This window comes from Nocardia yamanashiensis (genome assembly GCF_021183565.1).
GTDB lineage: Bacteria > Actinomycetota > Actinomycetes > Mycobacteriales > Mycobacteriaceae > Nocardia > Nocardia yamanashiensis.
In genome coordinates, this window is the sequence record NZ_CP089226.1 from 8,044,436 (window position 1) to 8,067,639 (window position 23,204).

The 23,204-nt window shown below is 69.4% G+C and carries 23 protein-coding genes; 13 read left to right on the forward strand and 10 right to left on the reverse strand.

Going from position 1 to position 23,204, the window contains the following annotated elements:
- Window positions 1-115 precede the first annotated feature (115 nt).
- From LTV02_RS37135 to LTV02_RS37145, 3 genes are all read right to left on the reverse strand, one after another.
- Entirely contained in the window at window positions 116-496 is a 381-nt protein-coding gene (locus LTV02_RS37135) for a nuclear transport factor 2 family protein (RefSeq protein ID WP_067715023.1), read from the reverse strand.
- Window positions 497-517: 21 nt separating this feature from the next.
- Window positions 518-1,039, reverse strand: a complete 522-nt coding sequence (locus tag LTV02_RS37140) for a L,D-transpeptidase (protein WP_084535116.1) — start codon at window positions 1,037-1,039, stop codon at window positions 518-520.
- A gap of 135 nt (window positions 1,040-1,174) precedes the next feature.
- Window positions 1,175-2,554, reverse strand: a complete 1,380-nt coding sequence (locus LTV02_RS37145) for an ATP-binding protein (protein ID WP_233036182.1) — start codon at window positions 2,552-2,554, stop codon at window positions 1,175-1,177.
- 152 nt (window positions 2,555-2,706) lie between these two features.
- Here LTV02_RS37145 and LTV02_RS37150 point away from each other — a divergent pair, with 152 nt between their 5' ends.
- Window positions 2,707-3,690 (forward strand): AraC-like ligand-binding domain-containing protein, encoded by a 984-nt coding sequence (locus tag LTV02_RS37150; protein WP_233036183.1) that lies wholly within the window; start codon window positions 2,707-2,709, stop codon window positions 3,688-3,690.
- A 79-nt stretch (window positions 3,691-3,769) separates the two neighbouring features.
- Here the strand turns inward: LTV02_RS37150 and LTV02_RS37155 are convergent, their stop codons facing one another.
- Window positions 3,770-5,374: an FAD-binding protein gene (locus LTV02_RS37155; protein ID WP_233036184.1), complete on the reverse strand. Its 1,605-nt coding sequence runs from the start codon at window positions 5,372-5,374 to the stop codon at window positions 3,770-3,772.
- 216 nt (window positions 5,375-5,590) lie between these two features.
- On the opposite strand from LTV02_RS37155, the gene LTV02_RS37160 reads away from it, so the two are divergent.
- Window positions 5,591-6,613, forward strand: coding sequence for a terpene synthase family protein (locus tag LTV02_RS37160; RefSeq protein WP_233036185.1), 1,023 nt, complete (start codon window positions 5,591-5,593; stop codon window positions 6,611-6,613).
- A 7-nt stretch (window positions 6,614-6,620) separates the two neighbouring features.
- Here the strand turns inward: LTV02_RS37160 and LTV02_RS37165 are convergent, their stop codons facing one another.
- Window positions 6,621-7,595: an AraC family transcriptional regulator gene (locus LTV02_RS37165; protein ID WP_084535114.1), complete on the reverse strand. Its 975-nt coding sequence runs from the start codon at window positions 7,593-7,595 to the stop codon at window positions 6,621-6,623.
- Window positions 7,596-7,740: 145 nt separating this feature from the next.
- Here LTV02_RS37165 and LTV02_RS37170 point away from each other — a divergent pair, with 145 nt between their 5' ends.
- From LTV02_RS37170 to LTV02_RS37190, 5 genes are all read left to right on the forward strand, one after another.
- Window positions 7,741-8,478 (forward strand): MBL fold metallo-hydrolase, encoded by a 738-nt coding sequence (locus LTV02_RS37170; protein WP_233036186.1) that lies wholly within the window; start codon window positions 7,741-7,743, stop codon window positions 8,476-8,478.
- A 52-nt stretch (window positions 8,479-8,530) separates the two neighbouring features.
- Complete coding sequence (locus tag LTV02_RS37175; RefSeq protein ID WP_233036187.1) at window positions 8,531-9,277, forward strand: hypothetical protein; 747 nt, start codon at window positions 8,531-8,533, stop codon at window positions 9,275-9,277.
- A 62-nt stretch (window positions 9,278-9,339) separates the two neighbouring features.
- The gene (ligD, locus tag LTV02_RS37180; RefSeq protein WP_233036188.1) at window positions 9,340-10,296 is read left to right on the forward strand and encodes a non-homologous end-joining DNA ligase; all 957 of its coding nucleotides are present in this window, start codon (window positions 9,340-9,342) and stop codon (window positions 10,294-10,296) included.
- Between the two features lie 215 nt (window positions 10,297-10,511).
- Complete coding sequence (locus LTV02_RS37185) at window positions 10,512-11,507, forward strand: alpha/beta hydrolase (RefSeq protein WP_408639448.1); 996 nt, start codon at window positions 10,512-10,514, stop codon at window positions 11,505-11,507.
- Between the two features lie 128 nt (window positions 11,508-11,635).
- Window positions 11,636-11,983 carry a hypothetical protein gene (locus LTV02_RS37190; RefSeq protein WP_233036190.1) on the forward strand — a complete coding sequence of 116 codons (348 nt, stop codon included), beginning with the start codon at window positions 11,636-11,638 and terminating at the stop codon, window positions 11,981-11,983.
- 19 nt (window positions 11,984-12,002) lie between these two features.
- Here the strand turns inward: LTV02_RS37190 and LTV02_RS37195 are convergent, their stop codons facing one another.
- Window positions 12,003-12,404: a DUF1801 domain-containing protein gene (locus LTV02_RS37195; RefSeq protein ID WP_233036191.1), complete on the reverse strand. Its 402-nt coding sequence runs from the start codon at window positions 12,402-12,404 to the stop codon at window positions 12,003-12,005.
- Window positions 12,405-12,512: 108 nt separating this feature from the next.
- On the opposite strand from LTV02_RS37195, the gene LTV02_RS37200 reads away from it, so the two are divergent.
- The gene (locus tag LTV02_RS37200) at window positions 12,513-13,022 is read left to right on the forward strand and encodes a nitroreductase family protein (RefSeq protein WP_233036192.1); all 510 of its coding nucleotides are present in this window, start codon (window positions 12,513-12,515) and stop codon (window positions 13,020-13,022) included.
- Window positions 13,023-13,036: 14 nt separating this feature from the next.
- On the opposite strand, the gene LTV02_RS37205 is transcribed toward LTV02_RS37200, so the two are convergent.
- Window positions 13,037-13,393, reverse strand: a complete 357-nt coding sequence (locus LTV02_RS37205) for a hypothetical protein (RefSeq protein ID WP_067714989.1) — start codon at window positions 13,391-13,393, stop codon at window positions 13,037-13,039.
- Window positions 13,394-13,530: 137 nt separating this feature from the next.
- Here LTV02_RS37205 and LTV02_RS37210 point away from each other — a divergent pair, with 137 nt between their 5' ends.
- The gene (locus LTV02_RS37210; protein ID WP_233036193.1) at window positions 13,531-15,327 is read left to right on the forward strand and encodes a hypothetical protein; all 1,797 of its coding nucleotides are present in this window, start codon (window positions 13,531-13,533) and stop codon (window positions 15,325-15,327) included.
- A 14-nt stretch (window positions 15,328-15,341) separates the two neighbouring features.
- Here LTV02_RS37210 and LTV02_RS37215 read toward each other — a convergent pair whose 3' ends face one another.
- The 3 genes from LTV02_RS37215 to LTV02_RS37225 form a co-directional block, all read right to left on the reverse strand.
- The gene (locus LTV02_RS37215; protein ID WP_233036194.1) at window positions 15,342-16,577 is read right to left on the reverse strand and encodes an oxygenase MpaB family protein; all 1,236 of its coding nucleotides are present in this window, start codon (window positions 16,575-16,577) and stop codon (window positions 15,342-15,344) included.
- Window positions 16,578-16,699: 122 nt separating this feature from the next.
- Window positions 16,700-17,617 carry an STAS domain-containing protein gene (locus LTV02_RS37220; RefSeq protein ID WP_233036195.1) on the reverse strand — a complete coding sequence of 306 codons (918 nt, stop codon included), beginning with the start codon at window positions 17,615-17,617 and terminating at the stop codon, window positions 16,700-16,702.
- A 271-nt stretch (window positions 17,618-17,888) separates the two neighbouring features.
- On the reverse strand, window positions 17,889-19,109 hold the full coding sequence (locus LTV02_RS37225) for a lipase family protein (protein WP_233036196.1): 1,221 nt from the start codon (window positions 19,107-19,109) through the stop codon (window positions 17,889-17,891).
- A gap of 160 nt (window positions 19,110-19,269) precedes the next feature.
- Here LTV02_RS37225 and LTV02_RS37230 point away from each other — a divergent pair, with 160 nt between their 5' ends.
- From LTV02_RS37230 to LTV02_RS37245, 4 genes are read left to right on the forward strand one after another with little or no spacing between them, the layout of a single operon-like run.
- Window positions 19,270-20,451, forward strand: a complete 1,182-nt coding sequence (locus LTV02_RS37230) for a 4-hydroxybenzoate 3-monooxygenase (protein WP_233036197.1) — start codon at window positions 19,270-19,272, stop codon at window positions 20,449-20,451.
- The gene (locus LTV02_RS37235) at window positions 20,444-21,259 is read left to right on the forward strand and encodes a CoA transferase subunit A (protein ID WP_233036198.1); all 816 of its coding nucleotides are present in this window, start codon (window positions 20,444-20,446) and stop codon (window positions 21,257-21,259) included. Before LTV02_RS37230 ends, LTV02_RS37235 begins: the two co-directional genes overlap by 8 nt.
- The gene (locus tag LTV02_RS37240; RefSeq protein WP_233036199.1) at window positions 21,256-22,023 is read left to right on the forward strand and encodes a CoA-transferase subunit beta; all 768 of its coding nucleotides are present in this window, start codon (window positions 21,256-21,258) and stop codon (window positions 22,021-22,023) included. The genes LTV02_RS37235 and LTV02_RS37240 overlap by 4 nt, the downstream gene beginning before the upstream one ends.
- On the forward strand, window positions 22,020-23,195 hold the full coding sequence (locus LTV02_RS37245) for a thiolase family protein (protein WP_233036200.1): 1,176 nt from the start codon (window positions 22,020-22,022) through the stop codon (window positions 23,193-23,195). The genes LTV02_RS37240 and LTV02_RS37245 overlap by 4 nt, the downstream gene beginning before the upstream one ends.
- Window positions 23,196-23,204: the final 9 nt, after the last annotated feature.

Below are 23,204 nucleotides of genomic sequence, written 5' to 3' on the forward strand. Positions count from 1 at the left end.
GATTCTCACCGCGCGCCAGCCCCGTCACCGCGCACCCACCCGACTCGACAGCTCTCGCACGCCCTCCAGTCTGTCGTGCGCACGCCGCCGGTGCCAGCGACCCGGCGTGGCGCGCTCAGTCCAATGGCACTGTCGGCCCGAAGAACCCGACAATCCTGCCGATCCGCCCGTCGTCGGTGAGCTCGGCCAGATCCAGGCCCTCCGGCAGCGCCGACCCGTCGGCCTGCACCACCCGCCAGGCGAAACGCGCCACCTCGTGGTGCTGATCGACCCGGCTGGTGCGCACCACCCGGGCGCCCGGCCGCCGCGCGATCATGGTCTCGATGTGCGCGAGCAGCTCTTCCGGGCCGACGGTCTGGATCCGCGGATCGGTGTAGGTGGCGTCCGGCGCCCACACCTGGCCGAGGAAGGTGCGCCGGCGCGCCGGATCGGGATCACTCCACGCCCGGCAGTAGGTGTCGATCAACTGCTCGAGCGGTGTATCGGAATCGGCCATGGGTCATCCTTTTCGGCGTCCTCAGCGCACCACTTCGATGATGTCGCCGGGCCACAGGTAGTTGTAGAAGGTCTCCGCGCCCTCGGGCGTCATACGGATGCAGCCGTGCGACTGTTCCTCGGTCGGGCCGATATGGGTCGCGATATCGCCGTCGAAGAACACCGCCCATTTCATCGGCACGTTGTGCAGCGTGCTCCAGTGGTCCTCGCGTTTGAAGTCGACGTCGAACACGCCGACATTGGTCTCGTACCCCGGCCGGCCGTGCGAGATGACGGTCGGGCCGTAGGTCACCTTGCCGTTGTCCATCAGCCAGGCTTCATTGGTGGACAGGCGCATACAGCCGCGCGCGTTGGCCGCGGTGCACGGGGCCACCACCGGTGCGGCGGGCGGGCTGGGAATCAAGGGCGCGACGCCCGGAATATCGGGGCCGCCGGGCCAGAGTGGATCGGCGTGCGCGGGTGTCGCGAGCGCCAGTCCGGCCACGGTGATGGCGGCGAATGCCAGGGAATGGGTTGCCGAGCGGAGAAAACGGTTGTCACTCATGGAGATCCGACCTCTCTGTGCCTTACCTGGCTCCTAATTGTGAACCTGTCCGGTATGGAATCGGGGCATAACCGGCCCGACCCGCCGTCGTTCACTCTCGGACACCGCGTTTTCCGGCCCGGCGACCGCCCGATTTCAGCGCAACGGCACGCCCACATCGCTGCCGCCCTCGGCGGTCAGCCGGGTGCGGACCTTCACCAGCGCGGGCGCGGGCACGAAGCCGCCCGCGAAGAGCGCTTCGCCTTGGCGGAACCACGGCGATTGCGCCAGCAGGGCCGCGGGGGCGTAGCCGAAGTAGGTGCCGAGCTCGTCCAGATCCAGCGGGGAGGTCATCTTCATCAGGGCGAGGTTGTCGCACTGGGAGATGATGCCGGGGTGCACCTTCGAGGGCCGCTGCGTCGAAAGCAGCAGCCACAGGCCGAATTTGCGGCCCTCGGCGGCAATCTGGATGAGCCGCTCCCGGACCGCCACCGCGATCGGCGAATCCAATTGCGGGGAGGCCAGATTGTGCGCCTCGTCGATGACCAGCAGCACCGGGCGGCGTTCCTCGCGGCGCGCCCACAGCTCGTCCAGCAGCGCCAGCGCCACCACCAATTGCTGTCCGGGCGTGGCGAATCCGCCGAGGTCCAGCACGGTGGCATCGGGGCGTTCGGCGACGATATCGGTGACCGCCGCGCCGTCGCGGGCCCAGACCTCCCAGTTCAGCAGGCCCAGATTCTCGATCCGCAGCGCCAGCCGCTGCTGCGCGGCCACCCCCGCGCCGGTCAGTACCGGCAGGATGTCGGCCAGTTCGCCGTTCGCCAGCAGCGGCGCCAGGCGCAGCAGTTCGTTGAACTCCTCCCGATCGGCGATCGGATCCAGCCGCAGCACAGCGGCTTTCGAGGCGAGCGGCAGATCGGTGAACCGGGCGCGCAGCGGCGTGCCGCCCTCGCCGCCCGGGCGCAGTACCCGGATATCGCGCTCCCGCAAGGCCTTCGCGGTCGCGCCGGTGGCCTCGGGGCGCACCTCGCCGAGCCGGATGAAATCGGAATTCGGGTCCAGGATGACCACCGGCAGCGCGGTGTGCGCGATCAGCTGCTCCAGCACCACGCCCAGCGCGTAGGTCTTGCCCGAACCGCTCTGCCCGCACCAGAAGGTGTGCCGGTTGAATCGCTTGGGCAGCAACCGCGCCGGGCCGCCCGGCGGGGTGAGCGTCGCGCCGACCTCCAGCAGTGCGCCCGTGGTCTCGTGCAGGGTCTGCACGGTCTCCTCGTCGACAGGTTCCAGCAACCCGCGCCCGAAGGCATGGCTGGCGCGGGTGTCGATGCCCTCGCCATTGAGCACGCCGATCAATCGGCCGCGCAGGCGCACCGGCGCGGACTCCGAGCGCTCCTCGATCAGGCCGAGCTGCCGATGCCCGTCGGTGCTGATCACCACCAGGGAACCGGCGACGAACGCGCTGTCGGCGGCGTCCGGAACCAGGAACGAACGACCGTCGTCCGAGCGCGCCGCGAGTTGTGACCGGCCGACCGGCATATGCTGCCACCTCCAGGTATCGCCGCCTGCCCGGTCCGGGCCGAGCTGCGCGGCCGGGAATAGCGAACTGTCAGCGACCATTCTGCCAACGAAGTTTGTGGTATTCCGTAAGCTGAGCCCTCTCGATCGGTACGGAGCAGGAGTTTGCAGGGGTGAACGGCACAGCACTGGTCGATCGGATCGAGCTGCGGGGCGGTGGTGACGAACGCTCCGAGCGGGAATGCCTCGAACAATGGGAGGCGCTGCTCAGTGAGACCTATGTGCCGCTGGCCTTCGATCCACTGCCCGCCCCGGCCTTCCACGGGCGGGTGGTCTCGGGACGCTACGGCGAGCTGAGCCTGTCCACCATCGGCTCGACCGCCCAGATCGTGACCCGCACCTCCGGGCTGCTGTCCGCCGCCACCGACGAATACCTGCTCACCACGATTCAGACCCGCGGCCAGGCCCGGTTGCATCAGGACGGGCGGGTCGCGGACGTGGTGCCGGGCTCGATGGTCTGCTACGACAGCACCCGCGAATACCGCTGGGAGGGCACGGCGGACTGGGAGATGCTGGTGGTGCAGATCCCGCTGAGCGTGCTGCGGGCGCGGCCGGACTTCAGCGACGACGACATCCGCACCGCCGTCCCGCTGCCGCAGCTCGGCCCGACCGGCGTGGTGTCGCGCTTCTTCCGCGATCTGGCCGAGGTGCAGGCGGAGAACCCCGAGGGCGCGGCGCTGCTGGCGACCCCGGCCGTCGACCTGCTCGCCGCGGTGCTGCGGCAGACCACCGGCGGCCGCCCCGCCGAACCGGCCCGCGACGCGCTGGAACGGCAGCGGGTGCTCGACTACATGCGCCGCCACTGCGCCGATCCGGGCCTGACCGTCGACCGCATCGCCGACGGCTGCCGCATGTCGCGCCGGTCCCTCTACCGCGTCTTCGACGAATTCGAGGACGGCCCCGCCACGGTGCTGCGCCGCATGCGCGTGGACCACGCCTGCGATCTGCTCGCCCGCTACCCGAACCAGCCCATCTCGATGGTCGCCTACGCCTCCGGGTTCCTCGGCGAACGCCAGTTCTACCGTGCCTTCCGCGAGGAGAGAGGCGTCACCCCGTCCCTGTTCCGCGCGGGAGGCGCAGCGCGCCCGGGGGATTGAGCCCGCCGCCCCGCGACCCGTCATCGCGGCGAGTCACCCGCTCGTCATCCCGGCATGCGGTCAGCCGGGATCTCACCGGTCAGACCGCGCTGCTCAGCTGCACGCTGTGCGCTCCGGCCCGCCGGCCGCTGAATACGCAGTCCGCCAGGGAAAGTCCGCTCACGTACGAGTTCGAGCAGACGCCGACCGCCGCCCGGCCCGCGGCGAACAGGCCGGGGATGGTGCCGCCGTCGGTGGTGCGCACCGCGCCGGTGTCCTCGTCCACCAGCAGGCCGCCCAGGGTGAGCATGGGCGTCGGGTAGGTGAGGCGCTCCTTGAACGAAATGTCCAGCAGCGCGAAGGGTCCGGTGCGGATGGGCTTGCGGATATCGTCCGGTTTGCCCATCGGGTCGGGGCGGCCCGCGTCGATGGCGGCATTGTGCGCGTCCACGGTCTTGCGCAGCGCCGCCGGTTCGATCCCGGCGCGCGCCGCCACGTCCTCGACGGTCGCGCCGGTGATGCCGAGCCGCAGCAGCCGCTCGCCCTGCATGCGCTGGAACCACACCGACTGCGGCCCGAGCTGCCGTTGCGCCTCGGCGGCCAGCGGCGCGTCGATCAGCAGCCAGGCCCGATTGCCCGGACTGGCGGCGATGGCCGCGCCCAGCGCCGCGCCATAACGGGATTCGTCGACCATGCGGCGGCCGTCGGCGTCCACCGCCAGCGACGCGAACAGCGCACTCGGCGGCGCGATGAACCGCCAGGTGGAGATGGCGTCCATCTTGCCGGTGGCCGCGCCCAGCGCCTCGGCCATCCGGATGCCGCTGCCGTCGTCACCGGCCGTGCCCAGCGGAAGTCCTTCGGCCCAGGGGTAATCCGGCGCGTGCCGCGCCACCATGGCGCCATTGGCGATGAACCCGCCGGTGGTCAGCACCACCCCGGATTTGGCCCGGATCCGCACCGGCCGCCCGTGCTTGCGCTCGATGCGGTCCATCAGCACCTGCACGGCCTGCCGCAGACCCTGGTGGTACACACCGGGTTTGGCCGAGATCTTGGCCAGCGCCGCGAACCGCCGCCGCACCCCGGCGGGCGCGCCGCTCAGCGTCGTCGCCTCCACCCCGACGACCCGGCCGTCCTCGAGCACCAGTCGCGTTGCGCGCGTGCCGGTTTGCAGCCGCACCCCGCGGTGCGCCGCCGATTCGGCCAGCGGCCCGAACACCTTCTTGCCCGACACCCCGCGCCCGTGCGCGCGATGCCCGCGCTGCGCCGGTTTCGCCAATTCCCGGAAGCCGCCGGAGTTTTCGCTGCCCGAGTAGTACAGGTAGTGGTCATCGGTCGGGTAGGAGGTCTTGTACGGGCACAGCGACGGCTGGAACGGCACCCCGTGCCGGCTCAGCCACTCGATCAGCTCGGCCGACCCTTCGCAGAACCGCCGCAGCGTCTGCTCGCTGACCGCGTCGCCGACCTCGGCGCGCAGATACGCCAGCATGTTCTCGACATCGTCCTCGACGCCCGCGGCCCGCTGCACCCAGGTGCCGCCGCCCGCGTACACGATGCCGCCGGAGAGCGCGGTCGCGCCGCCGCCCAGGAATCGATCGAGGGCCAGCACGTCGGCCCCGGTTTCACGGGCGGCCAGCGCCGCCGCGACGCCCGCGCCGCCGTAGCCGACGACCACCACGTCGGCGCTGGAGTCCCAGGTCCGCACCATTGCGACACACCTTCCCGAATGCGATCGGCCCGCTTTGCCGAATCAGGCAAAACTATAACGTGTTCTCGTTTGCAACGCCGGGCGCGCCGGGTGCAACGGCGCGGGTTCCTTGCCGGGTGTCAATACCGCTGTGGCCGTTGCGAGTTGGTGGTTATCCAGCGGTCTGCCGCCCGAAATGTCGCTTATTCTGGTTCGCACACAGCTGAACGGATACTCATGAACGAGAACGATCTACGGCAACTGGAGATCCCGCTTCCCTTCCAGTTCGAACAGCATCCGCAGGCACACCAGGCCCAGCAGGCCGCCCGCACCTGGGCGAGCCGTTTCGAACTGCTCCGCGACGCCTCCGCCGCCCGCAAGTTCGACGACCTCGGTTACGGCCGCTTCGCCGCCTACTGCTCCCCGACGGCCAATTTCACCGATCTGGTGCTGCTGACCGAATGGATCGCGCTGTTCTTCGTTTTCGACGATCTGCAAGGCAAGGCCGTCACCGCCGGGCGGCTGGCCGAATACGACGACCTGCGGCACGCGGCGCTCGGCGTGGTGCATCAGCGCGGCCTGGCCGAACCCGCCGAACCGGTGCTGGCGGCGCTGTCGAACCTCTGCAAGCGCACTTTCGACCGCAATTCCCAGGATTGGGCCCGGCGTTTCGAGCTGAACCTGCACATCTGGCTCACCGGCCACGCCCGCGAGAACGCCTTCCGGCACGCCGGCGCCACCCCGACCGCGGCGGAGTTCGTGCGGGTGCGCCGTGACGCCAGCACCATGCAGCCCATCCTGGATCTGATGGAACTGGTGGAGCACACCGAGATTCCCGACCCGCTCTACTACGGGCCGAGCTATCAGCTGATCGTCGCCGCCACCACCGACATCATGTGCTGGATCAACGATCTGCACTCGCTCGCGGCCGAGGTCGAGGCCGGCGACCCGATGAATCTGGTGATCGTGCTGCGGCGCACCGCGGGGCTGGATCTGCCGCAGGCGGTGGCCGAGGTGCGCCGGATGATCGACGAGCGGATCGCCGAGCATCAGGCCGCGACCGACGGCATCGTCGCGGAGATGGACGCGCTCGGGCTGCCGGCGAATTTGCGCAATGGTGTCCGGCGCTGCCTGCGCGACGGCCGATCGGCAATTGCCGGGATGGAACTCTGGGACCGGACCGATACGGTCCGGTTCGCCGCGTCGGCCGCGCAGCACCGAGATCTGGACTACGACAGGGACTTTCTGCTCGAGTCCTGAACGGCGGTCACTGCCCGCCGTTGCGCACCTTGTCCCGGAACTGCCCGGGAGTCAGACCGGTCTCGTCCCGGAAGGCCCGGAAGAAGTGCCGGTCGGTGGCGAACCCGGAGGCCGAGGCGATGGAGGTCATGGAGCGCGTGGAATCGGCCCGGATCAGGCGGCGGGCGTGCTCGATCCGCATGCGCCGCATGATCGTTCCCGGTTCCCCGAAGCCCTCGCACACCCGGTACAGCGTGCGGCGCGAGATGAGGCAGGCGCGCGCGATCTCGTCGACCGTCAGATTCGGTTCGGTGAAATGGCTGCGGATGTAGCTCAGTACCTGCCGGCGGGTGTAGAGCGAATCCGGCGGTGCGGGCGAGCTGTTCCCGGTGGCCAGCAGCACCGCCGAGGACAGCATCATGGCGGCGTCGCCGCGGAAGGCGGTGACCGCGCGGTTCACCTCGGCCGGCGGCAATTCGCCCAGGCCCCGGAAGAATCCGGCGACCAGGCCCAGTGCGCCGTCGGCCGGCATGGCGGTGGCCACCGGGAGCTGGTCCCGGGTCAGCCCGGCGTGGTCGAGCACCAGTTGCAGCGGCGCGCGGACCAGCGTGGACACCGCGTGATCGGTGCAGCGGCTCTCGAACGGCTGGCCGGAGTCGAAGAAGGCGATGGTGCCGGGCTTGGACACCGCGGTGCGCCCGCCCTGTTCGGACCAGTTGGTGCCCTCCACCACGATGTTCACCAGCAGGAACTCACCGGTGGACTGGGCGATCATGCGCTTGTTGCGCAGCGCCCGCTGTCCGTCGGAGTGCATCTGCGATACCGCGAAACCGTCGAACTGGGTGCTGACCACCCGGCCCTGCCAATGCCCGTGGGACAGTGGTTCGATCGCGGTCGGGATTATCGCGTCCGCCATCAGGGCTTCCCACTGCTCGAAAGCCTGACGTGGCGAAACCGTCGAGGACGAGGACACCTCGACAGAGCCCGTAACGGCTTGCTCCATGGTGGCTATCTTCCCACTGCAACCAGCACCTGAACCACCTTTCGAACGAGTTATCCGATTGCCCGCCCTCGCGCTGCGGAGCCGTCGCGGCACCCGGATCATGAATGTTGCCGATCGCCGGGCGATTTCGAAACGGAGAGTGTCAATGCAGATCGAACAGGTATCCGACTCGGTGCACGTGGTCACCGGAACGAACGTCAACTGGGCGCTGATCAGTGACGATTCCGGGGTCACCCTCGTCGATGCCGGATATCCCGCCGATGCCGCGGACGTGCGGGCCTCGATTCGCGAAATCGGCCACGACATCGCCGATCTCGCCGCGGTGCTGGTCACCCACGCGCATCTCGATCACATCGGCGGAATTCCGCCGCTGGTCGCGAAACTCGGCGTGCCGGTGTACACCGGCGCGGACGAGGTCCCGCACCTGAAACGCGAATACCTGCAGCAGATCACTCCGCTCGAAGTCGCCGCGCAACTCTTCGTACCCGGCGGCCTGCGCTGGGTATTGCAGACCGCCCGCGCCATCGATCCGCTGAAAGGCGGCCTGGGCACCAAGATTCCATCCGCCGTCGCCGCCGAGCCCGAAATCCTGCGCGAACTCCCCGGCGGCCTGGTGGCCATCGCGACACCCGGCCACACCACCGGCCACACCGCCTACCTGATGCCATCCGAGAAAGTCCTGTTCACCGGCGACGCCCTGGTCACCGGCCACCGCATCGCCCGCACCGAAGGCCCCCAGCTCATCCCCTCGGTCTTCCAGCACGACGAACCCGCCGCCCTGGCCTCGGCGCGCGCCCTGGCCGACTACGACGCCGAGATACTCGTCCCCGGCCACGGCAAGCCGATCCACAGCCCCATCTCGGTCCTCGTCGCCGACCTCTGACCCACGGGAAATTCCGGCGCGACCGCGCGCGAAACCCCGGACATAATGCGGCATGGGAGTTTTCAGTCCGCGCTGCCCGGTCGGGGAATTGGAGCGGCTCTGGATCGAGGAGATGATGAGCTGGTGCGCGGCGCAATTCGGTGACCGGACGCTGCGCACCCCGGTCATCCTGCCGACCGGTGACTTCTTTCCGGGGGACTATTCGGGGACCGAATCGCAAGTGCGATCGCTGGTCGAGCGGGTGGCGGGATACATGGGGGTGGAACGCGATCGCATTGTGGTCGAGGTGCATCCGGATGGTGTTTCGCTGCCGGAGGCGCTCGGTTATCCGGAGGGGTCGACGCGGGGGGAGGCCGGGCATTACCGGCTCGAGCACGGGCGGGCGGTGGTCTCGCTGGAGATGTCGCAGTTGCGGGCGCCGGTGACGCTGGTGGCGACCGTCGCGCACGAGCTGGCGCACGAGCGGCTGCTGGGGGAGGGACGCATCGAGCCCGATCGGCACGACGGGGAACAGCTCACCGATCTGCTGACGGTATTCCTGGGGCTGGGGGTCTTCAATGCCAATGCGGCATTTCAGTTCTCCCAGAATCAGCGCGGGTGGCAGTCGCAGCGGCTGGGATATCTGCCGCAGCCCATGTTCGGCTATGCGCTGGCCTGCTGGAGCTTCATGCGCGGGGATTCGAAACCGGTGTGGGCCGGGCATCTGGACACCAATCCGCGCGTGTACATGAAACAGGGCCTCAGGTATCTGCGGGCGAATCCGGACGCGCTGCCGGGCTGGCGCGATCGCGTGCGCTGATCTCGATCCGGCCCGGGTGTTGCACCGCGCGTACGGACCGAATGCCCGTTATGGTCGGACGGGTGGCCAGTAAGTCGGTGCCGCCCGCCGTGGAATTGACGGTCGGCGCGCACACGGTACGGGTGTCGAATCCGGATCGGGTGTACTTCCCCGACACCGGAGCGACCAAACTCGACCTGGCGCGGTACTACCTGAGCGTCGGCGACGGCATCGTCAACGCCCTGCGCGACCGGCCCTGCATGCTGCATCGCTTCCCGAAAGGCTTGCCCGGCGGCAAGGTTCACCAGAAGCGGCTACCCGGCGGCGCCCCGGACTGGATTCCGACCGTGCAGCTCTACTTCCCGCGCTACGGCCGCACCGCCGACGAACTGTGCGTGGAGAAACTCGCCGATGTGATCTGGGCGGTGCAGATGTCGACGGTCGAGTTCCATCCCTGGAACTCCCGGCGCTCCGACACCGAACTGCCCGACGAATGGCGCATCGATCTGGACCCGATGCCGGACTGCCCGTGGTCGCGGGTGCAGCGGGTGGCCGGGGTGGTGCACGAGGTGCTCGACGAACTGGGCGCGGTGGGCTGGCCGAAAACCTCCGGCGGCAAGGGTTTGCACATCTACGTGCGCATCGCGCCGAACTTCGGATTCCAGGATGTGCGCCGGGCCGCGCTGGCGTTCGCGCGCGAGGTGGAGCGGCGCGCGCCCGCGGACGTCACCACCACATGGTGGCGCAAGGACCGCGATCCGCGGCTGGTGTTCGTGGACTACAACCAGAACGCGCGCGATCACACCATCGCCGCGGCGTATTCGGTGCGCGGGGTGCCCGCGGCGACCGTGTCCACGCCGGTGCGCTGGGACGAGATCCCCGAGGTGGATCCGCGCGACTTCACCATGACCACCGTGCCCGCCCGCTATGCCGAAGTCGGTGATCTGCATGCCGGCATCGACGCGGCGGTCTTCGATATCGACCCCCTGCTGGACTGGGCCGACCGCGATCCGGTCGATCTCGACAGCGGTGACGACTGAGCCGCCGGGGATCGGGAGGCGGTGGCGAAATCCCGCCGCACGAGCGCCCGCTGCGCGACAGGAACTCGAAACCTCCTGTTCGCCACCGGGTGGCACGCTCGCCGCGGCCGGATTCGGTCGCAGGTCGGCGCCGCTGGGCGATGCGAGAGAAGTGGGTTTCGAACGTGCGGGTTCGCTCGGCCGGACGCGGCGCGGCAGTACTGACCGTCGCGGGCATGCTCGCCGCCGCCCTCGCGGCGCTGCCGGTGGCCGCGGGCGAACCGGGGACGAACGCGACCGGGCCGGGGGCCGCGGCGGTTTCGGCGGACGGTTCGCGCATCGTGGATATACACGGTGACGGCCGGTACCTGACGCTGACCGTGTTCTCCGCCGCGATGAAAAGCGAATTCACCGTGCACGTGCAGCGCGCGGCCGACACCTCCGTGCCGCGGCCGGTGCTGTACCTGCTCAGCGGCGGCAGCGGCGGCAAGGGCCCGGGGTCGTGGGATCAGCAGACCCGTGCCGGGGAGTTCCTGGCCGGGAAGAACGTGCACGTGGTGCAGCCGATCGGCGGGGCGGCCTCGTACTACACCGATTGGCGATCGCCGGACCCGCGGCTGGGCATCGTGCGGTGGAAGACCTATCTGACCGAGGAACTGCCGCCGCTCATCGACGCGGCGCTGCACACCAGCGGCGTGAACGCCATTGCGGGAGTGTCGATGTCGGGCACCTCGGTGCTGCAATTGGCGATCGCGAAACCCGGGCTGTACCGGGCGGTGGCGGCCTACAGCGGATGCGCGCGGATCGCCGATCCGATCGGGCAGGCGTACGTGCGGCTCACCGTGGCCTACAGCGCCGGCGACGCGGGCAATATGTACGGCCCGCCTGGCGATCCCCTGTGGGCCGCCAATGATCCCTACCTGAACGCGGCCGGACTGCGCGGGGTGGAACTGTTCCTCTCCAGCGGCAATGGCATTCCCGGCCCCTATGATCGCACCGGCGATCATCGGCTGGCCGGCGGCGGTGCGGTCGCGCTCGCCAATCAGGTGCTGGTCGGCGGCATCATCGAGGCCGCCACCGAACAGTGCACGCGCAGCATGGCGGATCGCCTGGCGGACTTGGGAATTCCCGCGACCGTGGTGCTGCGTTCGTACGGCACGCATTCGTGGGGTTACTGGGAGGACGAGCTCGCCGAGTCCTGGCCGGTGCTGGCGCGCGGACTCGGACTTTAAGCGGCACAAGCTTTCTGTCAGAATCTTGAAAGTCCAGGCCCGTAAACATATGGGCGTAAGGCCTGGAACGCACAGCCGCCCAAAGGTATCCGCATCACGCAGCATGTGATGCAGAGGGGGAACACATCATGAAGTCGTCAGTCGCCGCCCGGATCGGTCTCGTCTGCGCTGCCGTCGTCACGCCGGTGCTGCTGGCCGCGCCCGCGCAGGCCGAACCGCATCCGAACGCCTGCCTGGTGGTCGAGAACAATACGCCGCGGGTCGCCACCATCACCCTGCACAATCGCTCGTTCCAGGGCTCGCGCTGGGATGTGAAGCCGTGGGACAACACCATTCTGACCGATGGCGACCGGGCCATCGCGACCTCCGACGGCGACTGGAACCTGAACGGCCCGTCCGGTTCCTGGCGCTACGAGCCGGACCTCAACAACGCGCGCTGGGGCTGCTCCGGCTCCTGGGTGTTCACCATCAACTGACGCGGTAGCCGCCGGGACCTCAATGCCGCTTACCGTGCACATTGAGGTCCACGGCTTCCCGGATGAGTTCGGCCAGCGCCCGCTCGTCGATGACGTCCTGCTCGGTGATATCGATGGCGCGCCGGGCGTTCCCGTCCAGGCTGGCATTGAACAGCCGCCCGGGATCATCCAGCGCCGCACCCTTCATGAAGGTCAGTTTGACCGCGCTCTTGTAGACCTCGCCGGTGCAGATGATGCCGTCGTGCGACCAGACGGGCGTGCCGGGATTGCTGGCCTTCGCCCATTTCCACTCCTCGACCACCTCGGGATCGGCCGCGTGGATGACCTTGCGCACCTGGGCCAGGGTGCGCCCGCGCCAATCGTCGAGATCCCGGATCCGCTGGTCGATCTTTTCCGAAGCGCTCTGGTCGTGGTCCGTCATCTACATCTCCTTCGGCGAGTGACATAGAGCGTGCGTCCAGGTCCAACCATACGGCCGTACGGGCCGGGGCCCGGCAGCGCCGCGCCCCCGCCCGGTAGGGTCGGCGCGGTGAACGAGGCGATCCGGGGACTGCGCTCGGTGCGGCATTTCCGGCCCGATCCGGTGCCGAGGGCGACCGTCGAGCAAATCATCGAGGCGGCGCGGTGGACCGGGTCGGCGCGCAATCGGCAGCCGTGGCGGTTCGTGGCGGTGACCCGGCCGGAGATCCGGCGGGAGCTGGCGGGGCTGGGCGGGTACGCCGTGCATCTCGCCGACGCGCCGCTGGTGCTGGTGCTGGCCGCGCACGACAACGGTTTCAGCGATACCGAATTCGATATGGGCCGGATCGCGCAGTCGGTGTGCCTGGCCGCCGCCGGGTACGGGCTGGGCAGCTGCCCGACGACCTTCCATCCGGCCGGGAATGTCACCCGGGCGGCCGAGACGGTCGGGCTGGCATCGGACTGGTTACCGCGCCACGCCATTGCGATCGGCTATCCCGACCCGGCGAAACCGACTGCGCCGAACGCTATTCCGCGGGGTCGCAAGCCGGTCGCGGAACTGCTGACCTGGGTGTCGTAACCGGTGCGGTTGGTCTACTTGGGGATCGGCGGGCCCGGGTCCAGACCCATGGCCTCACGGGCCTTGCGAATGAAATACAGCCCGCCGCGCGCGGTTTCGCGCGCCACCCGGACCTGACCGAGGGTGGTCGCGGCGGCCAGCTGGGTCCGGGCGACATTCATGCGATCGGCGGCTTCGCCGAGCGCGTCCAGGGCCTCGGCGTCCTCGGGATCGAGGAGCACCAGTTCACTGCCCATCCGGTCCAGATAGCCGCGGACCTCGGTCTTGGCGTCGGCGACCCGCTCCACGTCGCCGGTCCATTCCCGGGAGATCCACCACGCGGCCACGGCCAGCGCGGCCAGCACGAGCACGAGGAACAACAGTCGACCCACGCCTCCAGCTTACGGCGAGCGGACCCGCTGCCCGGTCGCCGCCGGGTCGCGTTTTGGGCAGTGTGCTGTGGCGGGCCCGGTGATTTTCGTGCCATGTCACCTGTTCGGGATCGGGTTGCGCTGGCAGCGTGCAGTGCATGAACAGGGTGGTTCGGGCGGGGCGGCGTTCCGCTCGCACGGGTGGGACGAAAAATATTGCGCGCACGCGGAGTTCGGCCGCGTGGCTGGTCGCCGCCGTGGCCGCCGCGACCATCGCGCAGGCCGGGCCGGCGGCCGCCGATCCCGAACCGGTGAGCGCGGCGAGCGATCGGCAGGAGGAGCAGCTCTCGGCCCGGGACGGCATCGCCGTCTCGTATGTGAGCCTGGCGCTGCCGTTGCCCGCCGGTGCGCCCGCGCATCCGGCGAGCTGCGACCGGGTCGGGTTCCTGCGCTACCGGGCCGTCGACGGGCCGGCCGCGTCCGCCGACGCCGACCGCGTCGTCATCCAGCAGCAGGGCCTGCACGGCGGCTCGGTCAACTCCGACAGCGTGGCCTTCAATACCGTGCATTCGGCGCTGGCCATGGGGCAGCGCATCGAGTACTGGGCGCTGGCCCGGCGCAGCACCTGCCTGGACGAGACGCTGGGCTTCGATTACGCACTGCGGACCGGCAACTACCTCGATGCCGTCGACTACTACTTCAACGGCATGCCCATCGACGGGGTGCGCTTCGCCGGGTTCAAGGCCTCGAACGAGCTGGGCGTGCTGGATTACATGGGCCTCGAGCGCGTGGTGCGCGACCAGTACGAGGTGATGCTGCACGAGATTCCGGAGCAGGCGGTGCGGCAGCGCAAGTTCGTGTGCACCGGAATCTCCCTGGGCGGCTTGGTGACCGGGTTCTTCTCCGACTGGGAGTTCGACGGCCGGCCCGGCGCGGATCAGTGCGCCGCCTTCGCCGCGCAGGATTCCATGGTCTCCTCCGATCCGGTCGCCCTGCAGAACACGCCGTTCCTCAGCGCCGTCACCAATGCCATTGTGAGCCCGCTGGATTCGCTGCTGCAGACCGGATTCCGCGCCGATGTGCTGCCCCGCACCTTCGGTTCCGCGCCCGGGCTCGGCACCCGCGCTTTCGTGCTGCTGCGCCTGGCCGGGCTCGCCGCCCACCTGGATCCCGACGGTGAAAGCCGGCTGCTGGCGCATCTTCCGCACGATGCCGATATCGACGGCACCCTGAACACCTTCTTCGCGCCGACCTGGGCGGCCTGGGTTACCGATGGCGCGGACGGTTCCGGGACCATCCGCGACTTCCGGTTCACCAATACCGCGCTGCTCGGCGTGCTCATCGACAACAACTCGTCGAACTTCTCGCTGTTCCAGCAGGGGCTGGGCGCGCTGGACGGCGGACCGGTGCAGGACAAGTCCTTCCCCAATCCCGGTGAGCTGACCCAGCTTCCGCTATTGGGCAACTTCCTGCGCATCACCGCCGGGCCGCAGCGGCGGGTGGCCCCCACCGATCGCACCGTGCTCTACACCTGGCGCAACTACGACGACGTGATGGGCGTGCCCTACACCTCGCCGAACCACGAAGTCGCCGACATTCGCGACGTGGCAAGGCAATTGGGCACCGGCTACCCGAGCGCGTACTGGGAGACCTACTTCCCGCTCCGCCTGGTGATCGATATCGGCGCGGGCTACGGCGGCACCCGCACCGGTGACCTCGCGGCCCTGCGCTATCACGGTATGAGCCGCCTGAAGCCGAACTTCGTGGCCTGGGCGGGCGACAGCCCCGTCCCGCCCGCCACCGGCACCTTCTTCCCGACGCCGGCGCTGGCCCGGGTGGTGACGCTGCCCGGTTACAACCACATCGACACCATCGGCGCGGCGGCGACGCAGAACGACGGGCAGCCCGACCCGAGCGGCTGGCAGCTCGCTCTGTTCCTGCGCAGCCTCGGCTGAGACGCGCGGGTCGATCAGGCGGCGTGCCCGATGTAGTTCACCGAACCGCCGATGGCCCCATCCTGTTTCTGGCCGATCAAGGTGTCGATGAAGGCGTGCTGGGCGCGCAGGCCCGCACGCGCCTGCCGGACCCGCCAGCCGGGCAGCAGTATGCCCGCGCCGGAACGCGCCAGGTTCACCGGGAACTTGGCCACCGGATACCAGGGCGGCATGTAGTCCGGCAGGCCCAGCTGGCGCATGCGGCCCCGGCCCAGGAACGCCGTGCTGATCGAAAGATGCTGCGCCCAGGCGATTCTCCGGCGCAACCCGGTCAGGTGCTCGTAGTGCCAGGTGAGCGGATCGTCGGTCATCGGGCGGGCCAGCTGCGCGCTGGTCTCGTCCGGGGCGGTGAGCGCGGCCAGGTAGTGGTACAGCCGGCGGGTGGCGTCGACGAATCCGTTGGGCAGATAGCGTTCCTCGATGCCCATGACCCAGCCGACGTACCGGGTGAGGTGGGCGATGGCGTCGAGTTCCTTGGGCGTGAACAGGTTTCCCATCATCATGCCGGTCAGGGCGGGGGCGAAGAGCGCGCCCAGCATGGTGACCGCCATATCGGTCTGATTGACCGGGACGCCCCAGTCCTCGGCCCGCCATTCCGGCCGCGCGGCGACGTGCCGCCGGACGAAGGTGTGGATCAGCCGCACGTGCAGCGTGGATCGAAAACCCTTGCCGCCCGGGCGCATTCCGTCTTCCGAGATCACATCCAGCGCCCAGCGCAGGGTTTCGGCGAAGCGCTGCCCGCCGCCGGTCGCCCCGCTCTTGCCGGTATTGGTGAGCATCAGCGTGCGATTGATGCCGGAGGCCACGAATCCGCCCAGGAACGGCACGTCCCGTGCGAGATAGATGCCGTCGAGACCGGCGGACTGAAAGGTGATCTCGCCCAGCTTGATTCGATCCCAGTCGACCCAGTCCGGGGGGGTTTCCACCCGGGTGAAGAACTCGCGCAAGGGTTCCGGGGCGTCCGGGACGCTGTCGATACCGTGTTCGAGCGCCTGATCGAAGATCGGCCGCACCTGGCCCATACCGGCGGTGTACATCCAGTCGACCAGCGCGTCCATCGGGGCGTCGCCGACGGTGAGGGCGGTCCCGATGGCCTCCCATTCGGTCTCGGTCGGCGGCTTGATGCCGAGCAGTTTGACCGTCGGGCCGAGCACGGGCACGCGGGCCTGTTCCCGGGGGTGGCGCGTCGGAATGGATCGGGTGCGCGTCATCGAGCAGCTCCTTTGCCACTCTGGTGATACTCATCACCAGATATCTGGCAATAGTCTCCACCAGAATCAAAGGCGTGACAAGACCCGACTGAAAATCTCTCACTCACTCACGAATGGGCGGCTCAGGCCCGGGGGGCTACCTTCGTGTCGGTGGTCCGCGTGACCTCGTAGCCGAGCAGCCGTTCGGCTTCCTCGATGCCGCCCTGCAGATCGCCGACCGCGTTCATTTTCGACAGGTCCAGGCCGATGGTGACCAGCGTCAGCGCGATCTCCGACGACAGCCCGGTGATGATGACGTTCGCGCCCATCAGCCGGGACGCCTCCACGGTCTGCACCAGATGGTTCGCGACCGTCGAATCGATGGCGGGCACGCCGGTGATATCGATGACCACGACCTTGGCCCGGTTGCCGCGAATCGCGGACAGCAGCTGCTCGGTGAGCTGGCGCGCCCGCTGCCCGTCCAGCACCCCGATGATCGGCAGAATGAGCAGCTGCTCGCGCACCTGCAACACCGGCGTGGACAGTTCGCGAATCGCGTCCTGCTGCTGGCGAATGATGCGCTCGCGTTCCTCCACGAACGACACGCCCACGGTATTGGCTATCCGATTGGCCGCCGGCTCGTACACGTCCAGCATCTGGTTCAGCAGCTCGAAATCCGTCTGATACTTCTCGAACAGACTGCGCGCCAGCACATCTCGCAACAGCAGCACGATCCCCAGCACCTCGTCGGTCTCCACCCCGCGCGGAATGATCCGCTCGGACAGATTCCGCGCGTAGTTCTGCAGCGCCTCCACCGACCCGGTCTCGAGCACCTCGACGTAGTTGTCGTACACCGAGGTCGCCTCGGAGAAGATCTCGTCGTCGGTCATGGCCGTCAGCAACTTCGCGTCCGTGATCCGCAGCGCCCATTTCTCCCGCAGTTCGGTCCGGTTCCGGCGTAGGTGATCGACCAGTTCGGCGAGCAGGGCGGTTCGCACGGCGATCACTCCGGCATCCGGGAGCAGGTCGATGGGAAGCAGGCTTTGCGACACGTCCGACATGCGAGTTCGTCTCTCTGTTTCGCCGTCGGCGATATCACGGGTGCGGTGACGTCGCCGGCGGCAGGGGCGGAGCTCGGCGGTGAAAGCACGGCACTGTGCTCGCAGAGTTGAGCGTCGGCCGGCCGGGCCTGCCGGCGGGCGCGAGACGCGCCCGGAACCGGAGCAAATCCCTGGTCAGCGGCGGACGCTGAGCATGGTAGCCCGATCCGCCCCGCCCCGTTGCCGTTTCGCCCGCTCGGGGCGGGATCGGCGCGCGGGAGGCGAGAACGTGCTACCGCGGGCAGTTGGACGGTGCGGGGCGGCCCGCGAAACGGTCCGCGGCCCAGGCCGGGAAGCGATCCGCCGCGGTGGCGACCACGGTCTCGTGATCCTGGCCGGGGAACTCGTTGTACTCGACCGGGACCCCGGCCTTGCACAGGGCGGTGCGTTCGCGGCCGGTGAGCTCGGCCGGGGTGGTGATGTCGTCGGTGCCCTGGTAGACGGCGAAGGGCATGGCGCCGGCCGGGCGCCAATCGTCCACGGCGGTAAGGGCGTTCCACCAGGTGCTGCCCGGGGTCAGGGCGGTGGGCTGGTAGGAGTCGCGCAGCGGGGCCGCGGCATCCCAGATATCGAAGCAGCCTTCGGCCAGGGCGGGCAGCATCTCCATGGCGGGCGGGGTGAGGAAGTCCTGGTAGCGCAGCTCCGGATGGGCGGCCTTGATGCCCGGCAGGGTGGAGATGACGTAGCCGGCGTTGGCGGGACCGCGCATGGAATTGGCGGTGAGATCGCGGATCCGCACGGCGGGGGCGATGAGAGCCGCGCCGACGCCTTCGAATTCGGGCGCGTAGGAGCGGGCGATGGATTCCACGCGCATGGTGGTCTGACCGCCTTGGGACCAGCCGTACTCGACGAAACGCTTGGTGGCGTTCAATTCCGGCAGCCGCTGGACCGCGCGCAGCATGTCGAGTGCGGCTCGCGCATTCACCTCGCCGACCATGTAATAGGCGGGGCCGGGCAGGCCCTGGCCCGGGTAGTCGCTCATGGCGACCACGTGACCCGCCTCCAGCATGGCCTCGATGGCGGGGACGCGCGGGCGGTCCCCGTCGTACATGCTGCGCCGCGAGGGCGCGCAATTGTCGGCGAGACCGGTGGTTTCGTGATTCCACAGCACCATGTCCCGGGGCTCGGAGCCGCGGCCGAGGGGTGCGTAGATCTCGCCGGACACGTATTTCTTCACGCCCGGCTGGATCTCGGAGACGTAGACGATATTCCAGCCCTGCGCACCGGCCGGGGCGTCCGAACGCGGCTGCACCCGGAAGATGTCGCCCGCCTTCGCCTCGGCGGGCGGCTGCTCCTCGACCGCCCAGAAGGAGGTGCCGGCCGGTCCGGCCGGCGCGCTCAGCGAAACCGGTTGGGGCGCTGCGTCATCCTTACCGCAGCTGGTCAGCGTCAGCGCGGCGGCCAGCGCGGCCGCGCCGATCACCGTCGTACGTCTCGTTCCGGGACCCGGCATGTCGTTCTGCTCCATATCTATCGGGGACACGCCCGAGTGAAGCAGCGCGCCGGAGCGTCGTGGGCCGCCCTTTCATTCAATGAGAGGGCCGTAGTGCCGGGCGTGATCCGGAGCCGATTCTGAGCGCACACCACCCGCACAGATGAGGAGTTCGGAACAGATGCGAACCCGAGTCGCGATCATCGGATCCGGTCCCGCGGGGCTGCTGCTGGCGCAGCTGCTCGATCGCGCGGGCATCGATTCGGTGCTCGTCGAACGCCAGTCCGCCGCACACGTGCAATCCCGGATCAGAGCCGGGATTCTGGAGGCGGGCACCGTCGAACTGCTGCGCCGGGCCGGGGTGGGGGAGCGGCTGGACCGCGAAGCCATCGAACATCGCGGCATCTATCTGCAATGGCCCGGCGAGCGCCGGCACCTGGACTTCACCGAACTGGCGGGCCGCGCGGTCTACGTCTACGGGCAGACCGAGGTCACCAAGGATCTGCTCGCCGCCCGCGAAAAGGCCGGGCAGGCAGCGTTCTACGAAGCATCCGAGGTGGCGCTGCACGATGTCGCCACCGAGCGCCCGTACGTGACCTTCCGCGATGCCGACGGGGCCGCCCGGCGGATCGACGCGGATGCCGTGGTCGGCTGCGACGGCTACCACGGACCCAGCAAGCAGGCCATTCCCGCGCACCTGCGGCAGACCTGGGAGCGCGCCTACCCGCATGCCTGGCTGGGCGTGCTGGCCGATGTCGCGCCGTCGACCGACGAACTCGTCTATGCCTGGCATCCGGACGGATTCGCGCTGCACAGCCTGCGTTCGGAACACGTGAGCCGGTTGTATCTGCAGGTCGATCCGGCCGAGCGGATCGAGGACTGGAGCGACGACCGGATCTGGGAGGCGCTGGCCACCCGCCTGGGTCTGGACGGCTGGACGCTGTCGACCGGGCGGATCACCGAGAAGAGCGTGCTGCCCATGCGCAGCTTCGTCACCGCGCCCATGCGCTACGGCCGCCTGTTCCTGGCCGGCGACGCCGCGCACATCGTCCCGCCGACCGGGGCCAAGGGCCTCAATCTGGCGGTCGCGGATGTGGCGGTGCTGGCGCGGGCGCTGACCACACTGCTGCGCGACGGATCCGCCGAACTCGCGGATGCCTACTCCGACACCGCATTACAGCGGGTATGGCGGTGCACGCACTTCTCCTGGTGGATGACCAGCATGCTGCACCGGCACGGAGACGACTTCGACGCGCAATTGCAGCTCGCGCAATTGCGGCGGGTGGCGAACTCCCCGGCGGCGGCTCGCGAACTCGCGGAAAACTATGCGGGACTGCCGATTCCGGGGGGCCTCGATGGCTGAGTTCCTGACTTTGCGGGCGGCCGTCGCGGAACTGGTGACCGACGGGTCGACCGTCGCGCTGGAGGGCTTCACCCATCTCATTCCGATGGCCGCCGGGCACGAGATCGTCCGGCAGGGCAAGCGGGATCTGACCCTGGTGCGCATGACCCCGGATCTGGTGTACGACCAGCTGATCGGGGCGGGCTGCGCGCGCAAGCTGATCTTCTCCTGGGGCGGCAATCCGGGCGTCGGCTCGCTGCACCGGTTCCGGGAAGCGGTGCAGCACGGGCGGCCGCATCCGCTGCAGATCGAGGAGCACAGCCACGCGGGCATGGCCAATCGCTATCTCGCGGGCGCTTCCGGATTGCCGTTCGCGGTGCTGCGCGGTTATGCCGGAACGGATCTGGCGAAGGTCACGCCGACCATCGAGTTCATCACCTGCCCGTTCACCGGGGAGCGGCTGGCGGCGGTGCCCGCGCTGAACCCGGATGTGACGGTGATCCACGCTCAGCGCGCGGACCGGCACGGCAATGTCCAGCTGTGGGGGCTGCTCGGGGTGCAGAAGGAAGCCGTGCTGGCGGCCCGGCGCAGCCTGGTCACGGTAGAGGAAGTGGTGGACGAGCTGACGCCCGTTCCGGGCGCGATCGTGCTGCCGCAGTGGGTGATCAGCGCCGTCGCGGTGGTGCCCGGCGGTGCGCGGCCGTCCTACGCCCAGGACTACTACGAGCGCGACAACGACGCCTACACGCGCTGGGACCCGATCGGCCGTGACCCTGGCCGGTTCCAGGACTGGGTGAACGAGATCCGGGCGCAGGAGGTTTCGTCATGACCACGGCGGCACAGCGGGCGGAGTACACCGCCGACGAGATGATGTCCATTGCGGCGGCGCGGGCCCTGGGCGGCGACCGGCGGGTGTTCGTGGGCATCGGATTGCCTTCCACCGCGGCCAATCTGGCGCGGCGCACGCACGCGCCCGACCTGGTGCTGATCTACGAGTCCGGGGCGATCGGCGCGAAGCCGGGACGGTTGCCGGCTTCGATCGGCGACGGCATCCTGGCCGAGACCGCGGACGCGGTGGTGAGCGTGCCCGAGATGTTCAACTACTGGCTGCAGGCCGGGCGCATCGACATCGGGTTTCTCGGTGCGGCGCAACTGGATCGGTACGGCAATATCAATACCACCGTGATCGGCGAGTACGGCGATCCGAAGGTGCGGTTGCCCGGTGCGGGCGGTGCGCCCGAGATCGCGGCCTCCTGCGGGGAGATCTTCGTGGTGACCCGGCAGAGCCGCCGCAGCTTCGTGGACCGGGTCGACTTCGTGACCTCGGTCGGGCACGGGCGCGGGCCGGGGGACCGGGCGGCGCTGGGGCTGCGCGGGGCCGGGCCGACGACCGTCATCACCGATCTGGGTGTGATGCGGCCGGATCCGGAGACCCGGGAACTCACCCTGACCGCCGTCCATCCCGGCGTCACCGTCGCGCAGGTGATCGCCGCGACCGGCTGGCCGCTGCGGGTCGCCGCCGCCCTCGGCGTGACGCCGCCGCCGACTGCCGCGGAGCTGGCGGCGCTGCGTGCCCTGGAGGCGGCGCGATGAACGACGTATTCGTGATCGACGGTGTGCGAACGCCTTTCGGGCGCTACGGCGGTGCGCTGTCGGCGCTGCGGCCCGACGATCTGGCGGCGCATGTGCTGGGCGAACTGGGCCGGCGCACCGGGCTGGATCCGGCCGAGGTCGGCGATGTGGTGTTCGGCGCGGCCAATCAGTCCGGTGAGGACAATCGCAATGTGGCGCGGATGGCGGCGCTGCTGGCGGGCTGGCCGGCCACGGTGCCGGGCACGACGGTGAATCGGCTGTGCGGGTCCAGTCTGGACGCGGTGTTCCAGGCCTCGCGCACCATCGCGGTCGGTGACGCCGGGCTGGTGGTGGCGGGCGGCGTGGAATCCATGAGCCGCGCCCCGTGGGTGATGGCCAAGCCCGGCAAGGGTTTTCCGGCCGGCAACGAGACCCTGCATTCGACCACGCTGGGCTGGCGGCTGGTGAATCCGCGCATGCCGGGACAGTGGACGATCTCGCTGGGCGAATCGACCGAACTGCTCGCCGAACGGTACGGGATCGATCGCGCGGCGCAGGACGAGTTCGCGGCGCGCAGTCACCGCAATGCCGCGCGCGCCTGGGCCGAGGGGCGGTTCGCCGGTGAGGTGAGCGTGCCGCCGGGTGTCGAGCTCGCCCGGGACGAATCGATCCGGGCCGATACGACGCCGGAAAAGCTTGCGGCACTGCGGGCCTCGTTCCGGACCGACGGCACCGTGACGGCCGGTAATGCCTCGCCGCTCAGCGACGGCGCGGCGGCGCTGCTGCTGGCCGATGCCGCCTCCGCCGATCGGCTCGGGCGGAAACCGCTGGCGCGCATCGCCGGTCGCGGCGCGGCGGGCGTGGACCCGGACGTATTCGGTATCGGGCCCACCCGGGCGGCCGAAATCGCTTTGCGCCGTGCGGGTATCGGCTGGAGCGACCTGGTCGCGGTGGAACTGAACGAGGCGTTCGCCGCGCAATCCCTGGCTTGCCTCGCGGAGTGGCCGGAGCTGGACCCCGCTCTGGTCAATGTGGACGGCGGCGCGATCGCCATCGGCCATCCGCTCGGGGCCTCGGGCGCGCGCATCGTCACCACCCTGACGCGGCGGCTGCGCGAGCGCGGCGGCGGTTACGGGCTGGCGGCCCTGTGCATCGGCGTGGGACAGGGCCTGGCCCTGGTCCTGGAAGCATGACGATCGGAA

What these genes read in the sequence shown, in the direction of transcription:
- LTV02_RS37230 (WP_233036197.1), top strand. Translation starts at nt 19,270, where the DNA reads ATGCGAACCCGAGTCGCGATCATCGGATCCGGTCCCGCGGGGCTGCTG.
- LTV02_RS37140 (WP_084535116.1), bottom strand. Translation starts at nt 1,039, where the DNA reads ATGAGTGACAACCGTTTTCTCCGCTCGGCAACCCATTCCCTGGCATTC.
- LTV02_RS37190 (WP_233036190.1), top strand. Translation starts at nt 11,636, where the DNA reads ATGAAGTCGTCAGTCGCCGCCCGGATCGGTCTCGTCTGCGCTGCCGTC.
- LTV02_RS37185 (WP_408639448.1), top strand. Translation starts at nt 10,512, where the DNA reads ATGCTCGCCGCCGCCCTCGCGGCGCTGCCGGTGGCCGCGGGCGAACCG.
- LTV02_RS37155 (WP_233036184.1), bottom strand. Translation starts at nt 5,374, where the DNA reads ATGGTGCGGACCTGGGACTCCAGCGCCGACGTGGTGGTCGTCGGCTAC.
- LTV02_RS37145 (WP_233036182.1), bottom strand. Translation starts at nt 2,554, where the DNA reads ATGCCGGTCGGCCGGTCACAACTCGCGGCGCGCTCGGACGACGGTCGT.
- LTV02_RS37170 (WP_233036186.1), top strand. Translation starts at nt 7,741, where the DNA reads ATGCAGATCGAACAGGTATCCGACTCGGTGCACGTGGTCACCGGAACG.
- LTV02_RS37245 (WP_233036200.1), top strand. Translation starts at nt 22,020, where the DNA reads ATGAACGACGTATTCGTGATCGACGGTGTGCGAACGCCTTTCGGGCGC.
- LTV02_RS37240 (WP_233036199.1), top strand. Translation starts at nt 21,256, where the DNA reads ATGACCACGGCGGCACAGCGGGCGGAGTACACCGCCGACGAGATGATG.
- LTV02_RS37175 (WP_233036187.1), top strand. Translation starts at nt 8,531, where the DNA reads ATGGGAGTTTTCAGTCCGCGCTGCCCGGTCGGGGAATTGGAGCGGCTC.
- LTV02_RS37235 (WP_233036198.1), top strand. Translation starts at nt 20,444, where the DNA reads ATGGCTGAGTTCCTGACTTTGCGGGCGGCCGTCGCGGAACTGGTGACC.
- LTV02_RS37225 (WP_233036196.1), bottom strand. Translation starts at nt 19,109, where the DNA reads ATGCCGGGTCCCGGAACGAGACGTACGACGGTGATCGGCGCGGCCGCG.
- LTV02_RS37135 (WP_067715023.1), bottom strand. Translation starts at nt 496, where the DNA reads ATGGCCGATTCCGATACACCGCTCGAGCAGTTGATCGACACCTACTGC.
- LTV02_RS37160 (WP_233036185.1), top strand. Translation starts at nt 5,591, where the DNA reads ATGAACGAGAACGATCTACGGCAACTGGAGATCCCGCTTCCCTTCCAG.
- LTV02_RS37195 (WP_233036191.1), bottom strand. Translation starts at nt 12,404, where the DNA reads ATGACGGACCACGACCAGAGCGCTTCGGAAAAGATCGACCAGCGGATC.
- LTV02_RS37210 (WP_233036193.1), top strand. Translation starts at nt 13,531, where the DNA reads ATGAACAGGGTGGTTCGGGCGGGGCGGCGTTCCGCTCGCACGGGTGGG.
- LTV02_RS37215 (WP_233036194.1), bottom strand. Translation starts at nt 16,577, where the DNA reads ATGACGCGCACCCGATCCATTCCGACGCGCCACCCCCGGGAACAGGCC.
- LTV02_RS37220 (WP_233036195.1), bottom strand. Translation starts at nt 17,617, where the DNA reads ATGTCGGACGTGTCGCAAAGCCTGCTTCCCATCGACCTGCTCCCGGAT.
- LTV02_RS37165 (WP_084535114.1), bottom strand. Translation starts at nt 7,595, where the DNA reads ATGGAGCAAGCCGTTACGGGCTCTGTCGAGGTGTCCTCGTCCTCGACG.